Genomic DNA, 12,199 nt, shown 5'->3' with positions numbered 1-12,199 from the left:
GCCCCTGACCCCGCGGCCCCCTCGCGGCCGGGCCCGGAACCGGCGCCTGCACCCGCTCCCGCTCCCGCTCCCGCGTCCACCGGCCACGCCCCGGCCACGGCCGCCGCCACGCCCGCACCGCCTCCCCCGGCTCCGGCGACGGCCACGGCCCCGGCCGCCGCCGGGGTCGAGGGCGAGGTCCTGGCGCTGGTGAACGCCGAACGCGCCCGTTCCGGGTGCGACCCGGTCGCGGCCGACGACGGGCTCGCCGCGGTCGCCCGCGCGCACAGCGCCGCCATGCGCGACCGCGGCTTCTTCGACCACGTGGACCCCGACGGGCTGGACCCGTTCGACCGTGCCGACCGGGCGGGCGTCACGGCCCGGGCGGAGAACATCGCCCGCGGGCAGGCCGATCCCGCCGCCGTCATGACCTCGTGGATGGGGAGCCCGGGCCACCGGGCCAACATCCTGGACTGCGGCCTGACCCGGCTGGGCGTCGGCGTGGCGACCGGCTCCGGCGGCCCCTGGTGGACCCAGCTCTTCGGCTGACCCACCCTCCGGCTGCGACGAGATGCGTCACACCGGGCTACCGGGGACCGGTCACCGCCCGATCCGGCGCATCTCGGCGGTCCGCAGGAGCAGTCGCAGCTGCGCGATCAGCGCTTCCGGGCGGTGGAGGTCCGCGGCGGTGACGTGCAGGACGGTCCACCCGGCGGCCACCAGCCGGTTGAGCCGCCGGCGGTCGCGGCGCAGCTGGTCCGCTGCGCCGTGCCAGGCGCCGTCGTACTCGACCGCTACCCGGAGCTCCGGGTAGGCGAGGTCCACCCGCGCCACGAAGCCGTCGGCGTCCCGGACGACGTGCTGGGGGACGGCCGGCAGCCCGGCGAGGGCGAGCAGCACGCGTAGCCGCGACTCCTGCGGCGACTCCGCTCGCGGGTCGACCAGCGGCACCGCCCGGCGGCAGTGGTCCGCGCCTCGCACGCCGCGCACGGCAGCAGCCGCCTCCGCCAGCAGCGCCGGTCCCACCACCCGGGCAGCGACGAGCGCATCGAGCGCCGGAACCGCGTCGAGCAGGGGTTCGAACCGTGCGATGTCCACGGCCGTGCGCACCCCGGTCGTGAACCTGAACGGTCCCTGCTGCGTGATGTCGGGGCGCTCGACCACCGTCCGCCGGACGTGCAGACCGGCCGCAGCACCGGCACGCGACGACGTCGGCACGATCAGCTCCACGGGGCTGTCCGCATCGACCAGGCCGGTCACGCCGTGCAGGTAGGCAGCCGTGCGGCCGCAGAAGACCGCCGTCCCGGGCATGAGCAGCCGTGCACCACGCACCCGCAGCCCGAACGACACGGGCAGCCGGGCGTCGGCGTAGACCCCGTGGAAGAGCCGCCGCCACGCGGAGCTGCGCAGCTCCTCCCGGGTCAGCACGCCGTCGGCGACGACGTCACGGCCGCGGAAGACCGCACCGCGCAGGACCTCGGGACGACGGGCACTCGGCACGGCGGCAGCCTGCCCCGACGCGCTCGCCGGCCACCGGCTCCATCCACAGGCGGCCGAGATGCGGCAGATCGGGCGATTCCGATCACTGCCGACCCCGATCCGGCGCATCTCGCGCCCGGCGATGGCGCGGATCCGGCCCGGGACGCGGAGCGGCCCCCGCACCCGGGAGTGGGTGCGGGGGCCGCCGCGCGTCAGGTCCTACCTCAGGCCATGGCCTTCTTGAGGTTGCTGTCGATGGCCGCCAGGAAGTCCTGGGTGGTCAGCCACGGCTGGTCCTTGCTGATCAGCAGCGCGAGGTCCTTGGTCATCTGACCGCCCTCGACGGTGTCGATGCAGACCTTCTCCAGCGTCTCGGCGAAGCGGGTCACCTCAGGGGTGCCGTCGAGCTTGCCGCGGTGGGCCAGGCCCCGGGTCCAGGCGAAGATCGACGCGATCGGGTTGGTCGACGTCTCCTTGCCCTGCTGGTGCTGGCGGAAGTGCCGGGTCACCGTGCCGTGGGCCGCCTCGGCCTCGACGGTGCGGCCGTCGGGGCTCATGAGCACCGAGGTCATCAGGCCGAGCGAGCCGAAGCCCTGCGCCACGGTGTCGGACTGCACGTCGCCGTCGTAGTTCTTGCAGGCCCAGACGTAGCCGCCCTCCCACTTGAGCGAGGCGGCGACCATGTCGTCGATCAGCCGGTGCTCGTAGGTGATGCCGGCCTCGTCGAACTTCGCCTTGAACTCGTCGTCGAAGACCTCCTGGAAGAGGTCCTTGAACCGGCCGTCGTAGGCCTTGAGGATCGTGTTCTTGGTCGACAGGTAGACCGGGTAGCCCCGCTGCAGGCCGTAGTTCATCGAGGCCCGGGCGAAGTCGCGGATCGACTCGTCGAGGTTGTACATCGCCATCGCGACACCGCCGCCGGGCGACTGGAACACCTCGTGCTGGATCGGCTCGCCGCCGTCCTTCGGCTGGAAGGTGATGGTCAGCGTCCCCTCGCCGGGGAACCGGAAGTCGGTCGCGCGGTACTGGTCGCCGAAGGCGTGACGGCCGACGACGATCGGCTTGGTCCAGCCCGGCACCAGCCGCGGCACGTTCTCCATGATGATCGGCTCGCGGAAGATGACGCCGCCGAGGATGTTGCGGATCGTGCCGTTGGGCGAGCGGTACATGCGCTTGAGGCCGAACTCCTCGACGCGCGCCTCGTCCGGCGTGATCGTCGCGCACTTGACCCCGACGCCGTGCTTCTTGATGGCGTTGGCGGAGTCGACGGTGATCTGGTCGTCGGTCGCGTCGCGCGACTCGATGCCCAGGTCGTAGTACTCCAGGTTGACGTCGAGGTACGGGAGGATCAGCTGGTCCTTGATGAACTGCCAGATGATCCGGGTCATCTCGTCGCCGTCGAGCTCGACGACGGTGCCCTCGACCTTGATCTTGCTCACGCGTTCTCCTTGTGCTCTCGTGGCCCCGCTGCAGGGTCCCGCCGCGTGCGAGCGGTGGGTGGCAGCGGGGTCCGTTTCAGAGGTCGGCCACGTCGGCCTGCTTCGCGCGCACCGCCTCGGCGGCCTCGCGCAGGCCCGTCAGCTCGCTGTCCGCCAGGTCGCTCTCGACGACCCGCCGGACGCCTTCCCGGCCGATCTCGGCCTCCACCCCGAGGTAGACCCCGGAGATGCCGTACTCGCCGTCGACCCAGGCGCACACGGGCATGACGGCACCGGAGTCCTCCATGACCGCGCGGGCCATGCGGGCGGCTGCAGCGGAGGGAGCGTAGTAGGCCGACCCGGTCTTGAGCAGGGCCACCACCTCCGCACCACCGTTGCGGGTGCGCTGGACCAGGTGCTCGACGCGGTCGGGCGCCATGACGTCGGCCAGCGGCTTGCCGTCGACCGTGCACCGAGACGGCACCGGGACCATGGTGTCGCCGTGCGAGCCGAGTGTCAGGGTGCGCACCGAGGAGACCGGGACGCCCAGCTCCTCGGCGACGTTGTTGGTGAAGCGCGCCGTGTCGAGCATGCCCGCCTGACCCATGACACGGTGCTTCGGGAAGCCGGTGGCCAGCTGGGCCAGCGCGGTCATCTCGTCGAGCGGGTTGGAGACGACGATGACGACGGCGTCGGGCGAGGTGCGCGCGATGTTCTCCGCCACCTGCCGGACGATGCCCGCGTTCGTCTCGATCAGGTCCATCCGGCTCATGCCGGGCTTCCGCGGCAGGCCGGCGGTGATCACGACGACGTCGGAACCCTCGGTGCCCTCGTAGGAGCCGCCGCCGACACCGACGACCTGCGTCTCGAAGCCCTCGATCGGCCGGGACTGGTTCATGTCCAGCGCCAGACCTTCGGGCTTGCCCTCCACGATGTCGGTGAGGACGACGGTCTCGAAGACGTCGTACTCCGCCAGGCGGAGTGCGGTGGTGGAGCCGTAGAACCCGGCACCGACCACGGTGACCTTGCCGTTCCTGGGCTGCTTCGCCATGGCCGTCAACCTAGCGTTGGTCGGCGCCTCGTGCCGCCCCGGGTGCGCTCACGTCCCCGGGATGGCCAGCGCGACGACGGCGAGGGTGCCCCCTGCCCCGGCGAGCAGGACGACGTCGACCGCGCGGCTGCGCACGGCGAGGAAGCCGACCCGCCGCACCGGCAGGAGCAGCCGCAGCAGGGCCGCCCCCACCAGCGACGTCCCGAGCACGACCAGGCCCCAGCGCCAGTGCTCGAAGGTGACCAGCAGCAGCCCGATCGCCACCACCACCAGCACCGCCAGCAGCGGCAGCTGCCGCAGGAGGCCGGCGAGGAAGGGCCGGCGGACGTAGAGCGGCGGGCGGGTCACGGTCAGGCCGAGAGAGCCTCGAGCGCGGCGGCCCGCTCCGCCGCGAGCACCACGTTCTGCAGCAGCATCGCCCGGGTCATCGGCCCCACCCCACCGGGGTTCGGCGCGACGTGCCCGGCCACGTCGACGACGTCCTTGGCGACGTCGCCGGCGATCTTCCCGTCGACCCGGCTCACGCCCACGTCGAGGACCGCTGCCCCGGGCTTGACCATCGCCGCGGTGATCAGGCCGGGCACCCCGGCGGCGGCGACGACGACGTCCGCCGAGCGCACGTGCGCCGCGAGGTCGCGCGTGCCGGTGTGGCAGAGCGTCACCGTGGCGTTCTCGGTGCGCCGGGTGAGCAGCAGGCCCAGCGGCCGGCCCACCGTGATGCCGCGACCGATGACCACGACCTCCGCCCCGGCGATCGGCACGTCGTAGCGGCGCAGCAGCTCGACGATGCCGACCGGGGTGCAGGGCAGCGGCCCGGGGACGTTGAGCACCAGGCGGCCCAGGTTCACCGGGTGCAGCCCGTCGGCGTCCTTGGCCGGGTCCATGGCCTCGAGGACGCGGCTCTCCTCGATGCCCGCCGGCAGCGGGAGCTGCACGATGTAGCCGGTGCAGCCGGGGTCGGCGTTGAGCTCGGCGACGACGGCCAGCACGTCGGCCTCGGTCGCGGTCGCCGGCAGCTCGCGCTGGATGCTCGCGATGCCCACCTCGGCGCAGTCGGAGTGCTTGGCGTTGACGTACCACCGGCTGCCGGGGTCGTCGCCGACCAGCAGGGTGCCGAGACCGGGCCGGTGACCGGCCGCGGTGAGAGCGGCCACCCGCTCGGTCAGCTCGGCGCGGATCGCCGCCGCGGTGGCCTTGCCGTCCAGGATCGTCGCGGGCACACCGACAGTCTGCCGGAACGGGTCCCGTCGGCGTCGGTGCGGCCCTAGGGTCGACCGCAACGGGGCGCCCCGGCCCCGTCGACCCGCGGAGGTGCGCGATGAGCGACCCCACCCCGACCGGCGCGTCCGCGTCGCACGGCGCCGGACCGGCGGCGACCGACCCTGCCTACTCCAGCCGGCCGGTGGCCTTCCGCGGGCCCGAGAGCCTGGGCGGGCTGCTGTGCATCCTCGCGGGGATCGCGGCCGCCGTCAGCCTGCCGCTGGACTGGCTGCGCGACCGCGACGCCGGCGGCTGGACGCTGGTGCGCGAGGCGTTCGACGACCTGGGCCAGGTGTTCGACGACGGCGGGTGGCAGCCGCTGGCCATCGTGCTCGGCGGCGGGCTGCTGCTGCTCCTGGGCATCGCCCTGTGGCTGCCCGCCCGCAGCCACCGGTTCGTGGGGCTGCTGGCGCTGGTGGTCAGCGGCGTGGTCACGGCCGCGGTGCTCGTGCCGCTGGTCGACGCGGGCTGGGACCTCGGCTTCTTCGGCCCGGGTTTCTGGTGCGCCATCGCCGTCGCCGTCCTGGGGTTGCTCGGCTCGCTCAAGGCCGTGCTGACCGGCCCCCGCTACGCGTCGCGGTAGCGCTCAGCCGTCGACCCGCGCGCCGTGGGCGCGGGCCACCTGGACCGCCTGCAGCGCGTCGAGGTGCACGCCGGTCAGCTCGAAGGAACGCCAGTCCACCTCATCGGTGGAGGCGCCGCGCAGGTCGGCCCCCCGCAGCTTGGCGTTCTGCAGCCGCGCCCGCTCCAGGTCCGCGCCGCTCAGGTCGGCGCCGCGCAGGTCGGCGTCGGTGAGGTCGGCCTCGCGGAACCGCTGCCCGGACAGCTGCTGCGCCGACAGGTCGGCCCCGCGCAGCGAGGTCCACGACCAGTCGCAGTCGACGGCGGTCAACGGCCGGAGGGAGGCGCCGAGGAAGTGCGACCCGGTCAGCTTGCAGCCGTCCAGGGTGGTGTCGAACAGCCGCGCCCGGTCGAATCGGCAGGAGAGGAACGCCGTCCCGAGGTGCCGGGAGCCGCCCATGCGGACCCCGGTGAGCACGCACTCGTCGAACACGCACCGGCGGGTGACCAGCTCCTCGAGTCCGGCGTCGTCGAAGCGGCACCGCGAGAAGGTGACGCCGTCGAGCTCGACCCCCCACCAGTCCACCCGCGCGTAGTCGGCCGCCGCCACGTGCGCCCCCGCCTCCGGGGGGCGCACGTGCGGTCGCGACGAGTGCCGCACGGGACGCCGGTCCTCGTTCAGTGGGCGAAGTGCCGGGTGCCGGTCAGGTACAGCGGCACCCCGGCGGCGGCCGCCGCGGCCACGACCTCCTCGTCGCGCACCGACCCGCCGGGCTGGACGACGGCGCGCACGCCGGCGTCGAGCAGCACCTGCAGCCCGTCGGCGAACGGGAAGAACGCGTCCGAGGCGGCGACCGACCCGGCCGCCCGCTCCCCCGCCCGCGCGACCGCGAGCCGGGCGGAGTCGACCCGGTTGACCTGGCCCATGCCGACGCCGACGGTTGCCCGGTCGTGGGCGAGCAGGATCGCGTTGCTCTTCACCGCGCGCACTGCCCGCCAGGCGAAGACGAGGTCGTCGAGGCCCGCGGCGTCCAGCGGCTCACCGGTGGCGAGGGTCCAGGTGGTGGGGTCGTCGCCGGTGGCGTCGATGCGGTCGCGCGTCTGCAGCAGCAGCCCACCGCTGATCGGCCGCTGCTCCACGCCCGTCTCCGGCAGGTGCGGCAGCCGCAGCAGCCGGATGTTCTTCTTCCCCGTCAGCACGGCGACGGCGTCATCGGTGAAACCGGGGGCCACCACCACCTCGGTGAAGACCTCGGCCACCTGCTCGGCCATGGTCAGGTCGACCTCGCGGTTGGCCGCGATGACCCCGCCGAAGGCCGACACCGGGTCGCAGGCGTGCGCCTTGCGGTGCGCGGCGGCGATGTCCGCCCCGACGGCGATGCCGCAGGGGTTGGCGTGCTTGATGATCGCCACGCACGGCTCGTCGTGGTCGTGCGCGGCGCGCCAGGCGGCGTCGGTGTCGACGTAGTTGTTGTAGGACATCTGCTTGCCGTGCAACTGCTCGGCGTGCGCGAGGCCCGGCCGGTCCGAGCGGTACAGCGCGGCGGCCTGGTGCGGGTTCTCCCCGTAGCGCAGGACGTCGGCCCGCTCCCAGCTCCCGCCGGCCCAGGCCGGGAAGCCGCTGTCGTCGTCCGGGGCGAGCACGTTGCCCATCCACGAGGCGACGGCGACGTCGTAGGAGGCGGTGTGGCGGAACGCGGCAGCGGCCAGCCGCTGCCGCTCGGCCAGGGTGAACCCGCCGGCGGTGACCGCGGTGAGGACGTCGTCGTAGCGGGCCGGGTCGACGACGACGGCGACCGACGGGTGGTTCTTCGCCGCGGCGCGCACCATCGCCGGGCCGCCGATGTCGATCTGCTCGACGCACTCGTCCGGAGCGGCACCGGAGGCCACGGTCTCGGTGAACGGGTAGAGGTTCACGACGACCAGGTCGAAGGCGGCGATGCCGAGCTCGGCCAGCTGCGCGACGTGCTCGTCCTTGCGCCGGTCGGCGAGGATGCCGGCGTGCACGGCGGGGTGCAGCGTCTTGACCCGCCCGTCGAGGCACTCGGGGAAGCCGGTGACCTGCTCCACCGGCGTGACCGGCACCCCGGCGTCGGCGATCCGGCGCGCGGTGGCACCGGTGCTGACCAGCTCCACCCCGGCGGCGGCGAGCCCGCGGGCCAGCTCCTCGACGCCGGACTTGTCGTAGACGCCCAGCAGGGCGCGGCGGATCGGGGTGCGGTCGCTCATCAGGTGCTCTTCCTCGTCCGGTGCGGGGTGGTCGGGGGTGCGGCGGCCAACGCCGCCACCGTCTCCACCAGGAGCTCGCGCTCCACGGCCTTGATCCGTTCGTGCAGCGTCGCCTCGTCGTCCCCGGGCAGGACCGGCACCTCGCGCTGCGCGAGCACCGGCCCGGTGTCGACGCCGGCGTCGACCAGGTGCACGGTCGAGCCGGTCACCGTGGCGCCGGCCGCCAGGGCGTCGCGGACCGCGTGCGCGCCGGGGAACGCCGGCAGCAGCGCCGGGTGGGTGTTGACCAGCCGGCCCTCGAACGCATCGAGCACCGCCGGGCCGACGATCTTCATGAAACCCGCCGAGACGACGAGGTCGGGGCCGAAGGCGGCGATCCGCTCGGCCAGCGCGCGGTCCCAGGCCGGCCGGTCGGGGTGGTCGCCGAGCGCGCAGACGAAGGTGGGCAGCCCGCGCCGCCGGGCGTGCTGGAGCCCCGGGGCCTCGCGGTCGGCGCCGACGGCGACCACCTCCGCCGGGTAGCCGGGGTCGGCGGCGGCCGCCAGGAGCGCCTCGCAGAGCGACCCGGTCCCCGACAGCAGGACGACGACCCTCGCCCGGGTGGGGGACGCGTCGGTGGGCACGGTGCCGACCCTATAAGGACCCCCTCGCCCCCCACCGAGCCCCGGCGACGGGATCCTCAGCCCAGCGCCCGCCAGCGGGTGACGGCGGCCGCGACCGCGGCGGCGATCGCCGCCTGCGCCCCGAACGCGAGGCCGGTGGCGACCGGCGGGGCACCGACCTGGGCGAGCGCGCCGTCCCCGAGGGCACCGCCGGCGACCCAGGCGAGCAGCCCGGCGAGCAGCCCCAGCAGCGACCCGGCCAGCAGCCCGGCGAGCCCGGCGACGACCGACCCGCCGTCCCGGTCGGTGAACCACCGGCCCGCGGTCCGGCCGGCGACGAGCCCGGCCACCGCCGGGAGGACCTGCGAGACGAAGGCGACCAGCGGCACCGCCTGCGTGTCGGGCAGCGCCGCGAGCAGCGGCAGGGCGGGCACGCTGCCCAGCGTGACGCCGTGCACCGACACCAGCGTGCCGGTGCCCACGGAGAAGCCCGGGCCGGCGGCCAGCCCGAGGACGGCGACCGCCGCGTTGGGCAGGTAGAGCGCACTCAGGCCGAGCAGCCCGAGCGCCCCGGCCCCTGCCCCGCCGAGGGCGCCCGACAGCGCCGCGTACCCCGAGGCGTCGCTGGCCAGCGCGACCGCGACCACGACGAAGGCCAGGGCCAGCGCGGTCAGCAGCCCGGCGAGCACCGCGCGCAGCACGGGGCGGGCGATCCCCGGCAGACCGCCCAGGGCGGCGTCGGCGAGACCGGATTCGCGGCCGGCGCCCCACCCCACGGCGACCAGCGCCAGCACCGCCGGGGCCACCAGCGTGCGCGGCCAGCCGGTACCCACGTCAGCGTCGTCCACCAGCAGCGCGAGCAGCCAGGTGAGGGCCAGGTGCACGAGCACGACGGTCGTCCCCGCGCGCGCCACCGCCCGCGCCGGCGCCCCGTCGTCGAGGAGCCGGACGGCGACCCGCCCGGCCCACGACAACCCGCCCGCCGCGAGCAGGGTCAGCAGCAGAGGGGCCAGCGCGAGGGGGCCGGAGGCCGGGCGGAGCTCCGCCCCGTGCGCGAGCAGCCACAACCGGCTGCCCAGGGCCGCGGAGCCCCCGGCCGGCATGCCACCGGCCGGGTCCAGCGTGTGCACGACCACCAGGGCCAGCCACAGGCCGGCCAGGCCGACCACCGTGACGGCGGCCGCGGCGAGGGCGGTCAGGACGACAGGCGGAGCGGGGCGGGTCGCCGACCCGTCGTCCCGCCGGAAGGGCAGGCGTGCGAGCAGCGGGACCACCTCCCCACTCTCGCAAGCCACCGCGCCGATGTGCGGCGCACGCGCCGGAGCCGCCGCCGTCGTGCGGCCGCGCCGGGACGCCGGTCAGGTCTCCGTGCCGGGACGGTCGCTCTGCGTGTCTCCCGGCGCCTCGCCGGAGGCGGTGGCGCCACCGGTCCCACCGCCGCCTGGGCCGGAAGCGGGCTCGGACCCGGGGCGCGGCGGCTGCGCCGGCCAGGTCGGTTGCTGCTGGTAGGGCTGCTGCCCCGCCCAGGGCTGGCCCGCCCAGGGCTGGCCGGCCCAGGGCTGGGGCTGTCCGGGCCACGGTCCGCCGGGCTGCGGGACGGCCGGCCGCGCGGGGCGTTCCCGCAGTTCCCGGCGCAGGGCGAGCCCCGCGACCACGGTGGTGCCCACGGCCGTGAGGAAGCCCATCAGCGCCCAGAAGGAGAAGGCGTACCGCAACGTGTCCAGCCAGGAGAACAGCGTCAGCACCAGCCCCAGCCCGGCCAGGCCGGCGGTCACCCCCGAGCGCGGAAACGTCGTCGTCGTCCGGACGAACGCCGGCAGGACCGCCCACGTCGTCGCCAGGAGGAACAGCACGAAGGCGGCCACGACCATGCCGTCCTCGAAGCCGCTGAACGTGACGCCGAACGTCGCGTCGCCGAACCGCCACCAGGGCAGGAATCCGAACAGCAGGAACAGCAGCGTGCCGCCGGCGACGGCGAGGTCGGTCCAGGCCAGCCGCTTGGGGTCGTAGGAGAACTCCGCACCACCGGGCCGCCGGCCGTACCCGGGGCCGTAGCCGTGACCCGGTGGGAAGGGGGACGGGTGCCCGTAGGGCTGCTGGCCATGGCCCGGCGGGGGCCCGCCGTAGGGCCCCGGGCCGTACCCGCCGTAGCCCGGCTGGGCGTACCCGCCGTAGCCCGGCTGCCCGTAGGGCGGTGGCCCGTACGGCTGCTGCCCGTACCCGCCGTAGCCCGGCTGGCCGTACGGCGGCTGCCCGAACCCCGGCTGGCCGTAGGACGGTTGCCCGTACGGGGCCTGGCCGTACGGACCCTGACCCGGGTGCGGCGGACCGGGGTGGGGCTGCCCGTACGCGCCGTAGCCCGGCTGGCCGTACGGGGGCTGCCCCTGCGACGGCCCCGGCCCGGGGTGGCCGGCACCGCGCTGCTCCTGGGGGGTCCCGCCGTGCTGCTCCCCCGGTCCCGCCACCCGCGGCGCCTCGTGCGCCTGCCCCTCGGGCGGCTGGGCACCCGCGGGCGGTCGGCCACCCTCGGGCGGCTGCGGGGGCTGGCTGGCGGTCACGGTCATCTCCTCCGGACGGAACGGGTGCGCATCGATCGTGGCGGTCGGGGCGAGCGGCGCGCAACGGCGCGCCGGTTCATCACGTCCTGCCCCCGACGCACCGCTGCCCGGTGACCGTGGCGGTCACCGGGCAGCGGGTCGGTCAGGGTGCGGGAACCCGCTAGCCGACGATCTCGCGCATCAGCCGGGCGGTCTCGGACGGCGTCTTGCCCACGCGCACACCGGCGGCCTCGAGGGCCTCCTTCTTCGCCTGGGCGGTGCCGGCCGAGCCGGACACGATGGCGCCGGCGTGGCCCATCGTCTTGCCCTCGGGGGCGGTGAACCCGGCGACGTAGCCGACGACCGGCTTGGTGACGTTGGCCTTGACGAAGTCGGCGGCCCGCTCCTCGGCGTCGCCCCCGATCTCGCCGATCATCACGATGGCCTCGGTCTCCGGGTCGTCCTGGAAGGCCTGCAGGCAGTCGATGTGCGTGGTGCCGATGACCGGGTCGCCACCGATGCCGACGGCGGTCGAGAAACCGATGTCCCGGAGCTCGTACATCATCTGGTAGGTCAGCGTGCCGGACTTCGACACCAGACCGATCTTGCCCTGCTTGGTGATGTTCGCCGGGATGATGCCGGCGTTGCTGCGGCCGGGGCTGATCAGGCCGGGGCAGTTCGGGCCGATGATCCGGGTCGAGCCACCCTGGGCGTGCGCCCAGAAGTAGGTCGAGTCGTGCACCGGGATGCCCTCGGTGATGACCACGGCGAGCCCGATCTGGGCGTCCACGGCCTCGATGACGGCGGCCTTGGCGAACGGCGGCGGCACGAAGATGACGCTGACGTCGGCGCCGGTCTCCTTCATGGCCTCGGCGACGCCGCCGAACACCGGCACGCTGGTGCCGTCGAAGTCCACCGACTGGCCGGCCTTGCGCGGGTTGACGCCACCGACGATCGCGGTGCCCGAGGCGAGCATGCGCTGGGTGTGCTTCATGCCTTCGGAGCCGGTCATGCCCTGGACGATGACCTTGCTGTTCTCGTTGAGGAAGATCGACATCTCTTCAGGTCCTGTCTGAGGTCGGG

13 protein-coding genes are annotated in these 12,199 nt (G+C 74.8%); 2 read left to right on the top strand and 11 right to left on the bottom strand.

Annotated features, from left to right (window positions below; translation table 11 throughout):
- On the top strand, nt 1-528 hold a 528-nt coding region (locus tag E9565_RS15340; protein WP_236835747.1), incomplete at its 5' end, for a CAP domain-containing protein.
- Between the two features lie 51 nt (nt 529-579).
- Here the strand turns inward: E9565_RS15340 and E9565_RS15335 are convergent.
- The 5 genes from E9565_RS15335 to E9565_RS15315 form a co-directional block, all read right to left on the bottom strand.
- A complete protein-coding gene (locus tag E9565_RS15335; protein ID WP_236835745.1) occupies nt 580-1,479 on the bottom strand; it encodes an endonuclease domain-containing protein in 900 nt (299 codons plus the stop codon).
- Between the two features lie 203 nt (nt 1,480-1,682).
- Nucleotides 1,683-2,897, bottom strand: coding sequence for an NADP-dependent isocitrate dehydrogenase (locus E9565_RS15330; protein ID WP_236827727.1), 1,215 nt, complete (start codon nt 2,895-2,897; stop codon nt 1,683-1,685).
- 76 nt (nt 2,898-2,973) lie between these two features.
- Complete coding sequence (gene mdh / locus E9565_RS15325) at nt 2,974-3,927, bottom strand: malate dehydrogenase (protein WP_236827726.1); 954 nt, start codon at nt 3,925-3,927, stop codon at nt 2,974-2,976.
- A gap of 48 nt (nt 3,928-3,975) precedes the next feature.
- Nucleotides 3,976-4,275, bottom strand: a complete 300-nt coding sequence (locus tag E9565_RS15320) for a DUF3017 domain-containing protein (protein ID WP_236827725.1) — start codon at nt 4,273-4,275, stop codon at nt 3,976-3,978.
- A 2-nt stretch (nt 4,276-4,277) separates the two neighbouring features.
- Nucleotides 4,278-5,147, bottom strand: coding sequence for a bifunctional methylenetetrahydrofolate dehydrogenase/methenyltetrahydrofolate cyclohydrolase (locus E9565_RS15315; protein ID WP_236827724.1), 870 nt, complete (start codon nt 5,145-5,147; stop codon nt 4,278-4,280).
- Between the two features lie 98 nt (nt 5,148-5,245).
- On the opposite strand from E9565_RS15315, the gene E9565_RS15310 reads away from it, so the two are divergent.
- The gene (locus tag E9565_RS15310; protein ID WP_236827723.1) at nt 5,246-5,770 is read left to right on the top strand and encodes a hypothetical protein; all 525 of its coding nucleotides are present in this window, start codon (nt 5,246-5,248) and stop codon (nt 5,768-5,770) included.
- Nucleotides 5,771-5,773: 3 nt separating this feature from the next.
- Here the strand turns inward: E9565_RS15310 and E9565_RS15305 are convergent, their stop codons facing one another.
- The 6 genes from E9565_RS15305 to sucD form a co-directional block, all read right to left on the bottom strand.
- Nucleotides 5,774-6,385 (bottom strand): pentapeptide repeat-containing protein, encoded by a 612-nt coding sequence (locus tag E9565_RS15305; RefSeq protein ID WP_236827722.1) that lies wholly within the window; start codon nt 6,383-6,385, stop codon nt 5,774-5,776.
- Nucleotides 6,386-6,426: 41 nt separating this feature from the next.
- Entirely contained in the window at nt 6,427-7,977 is a 1,551-nt protein-coding gene (gene purH / locus E9565_RS15300; RefSeq protein ID WP_236827721.1) for a bifunctional phosphoribosylaminoimidazolecarboxamide formyltransferase/IMP cyclohydrolase, read from the bottom strand.
- Nucleotides 7,977-8,600, bottom strand: coding sequence for a phosphoribosylglycinamide formyltransferase (gene purN, locus E9565_RS15295; RefSeq protein WP_236835743.1), 624 nt, complete (start codon nt 8,598-8,600; stop codon nt 7,977-7,979). Before purN ends, purH begins: the two co-directional genes overlap by 1 nt.
- Nucleotides 8,601-8,656: 56 nt before the next feature.
- Nucleotides 8,657-9,853, bottom strand: a complete 1,197-nt coding sequence (locus E9565_RS15290) for a DUF6350 family protein (RefSeq protein ID WP_236835741.1) — start codon at nt 9,851-9,853, stop codon at nt 8,657-8,659.
- Between the two features lie 84 nt (nt 9,854-9,937).
- Entirely contained in the window at nt 9,938-11,137 is a 1,200-nt protein-coding gene (locus E9565_RS15285; RefSeq protein ID WP_236827731.1) for a hypothetical protein, read from the bottom strand.
- A 160-nt stretch (nt 11,138-11,297) separates the two neighbouring features.
- Nucleotides 11,298-12,173: a succinate--CoA ligase subunit alpha gene (sucD, locus tag E9565_RS15280; protein ID WP_236827718.1), complete on the bottom strand. Its 876-nt coding sequence runs from the start codon at nt 12,171-12,173 to the stop codon at nt 11,298-11,300.
- Between the last annotated feature and the right edge of the window lie 26 nt (nt 12,174-12,199).

It is taken from the genome of Blastococcus sp. KM273129, from assembly GCF_021698995.1.
GTDB lineage: Bacteria > Actinomycetota > Actinomycetes > Mycobacteriales > Geodermatophilaceae > Blastococcus.
This window is presented reverse-complemented; position numbering and strand designations above follow the sequence as displayed.

Bases quoted from the DNA above. Each gene is read 5' to 3' on its own strand.
- mdh (WP_236827726.1), bottom strand. From the start codon at position 3,927: ATGGCGAAGCAGCCCAGGAACGGCAAGGTCACCGTGGTCGGTGCCGGG.
- sucD (WP_236827718.1), bottom strand. From the start codon at position 12,173: ATGTCGATCTTCCTCAACGAGAACAGCAAGGTCATCGTCCAGGGCATG.
- E9565_RS15310 (WP_236827723.1), top strand. From the start codon at position 5,246: ATGAGCGACCCCACCCCGACCGGCGCGTCCGCGTCGCACGGCGCCGGA.
- purH (WP_236827721.1), bottom strand. From the start codon at position 7,977: ATGAGCGACCGCACCCCGATCCGCCGCGCCCTGCTGGGCGTCTACGAC.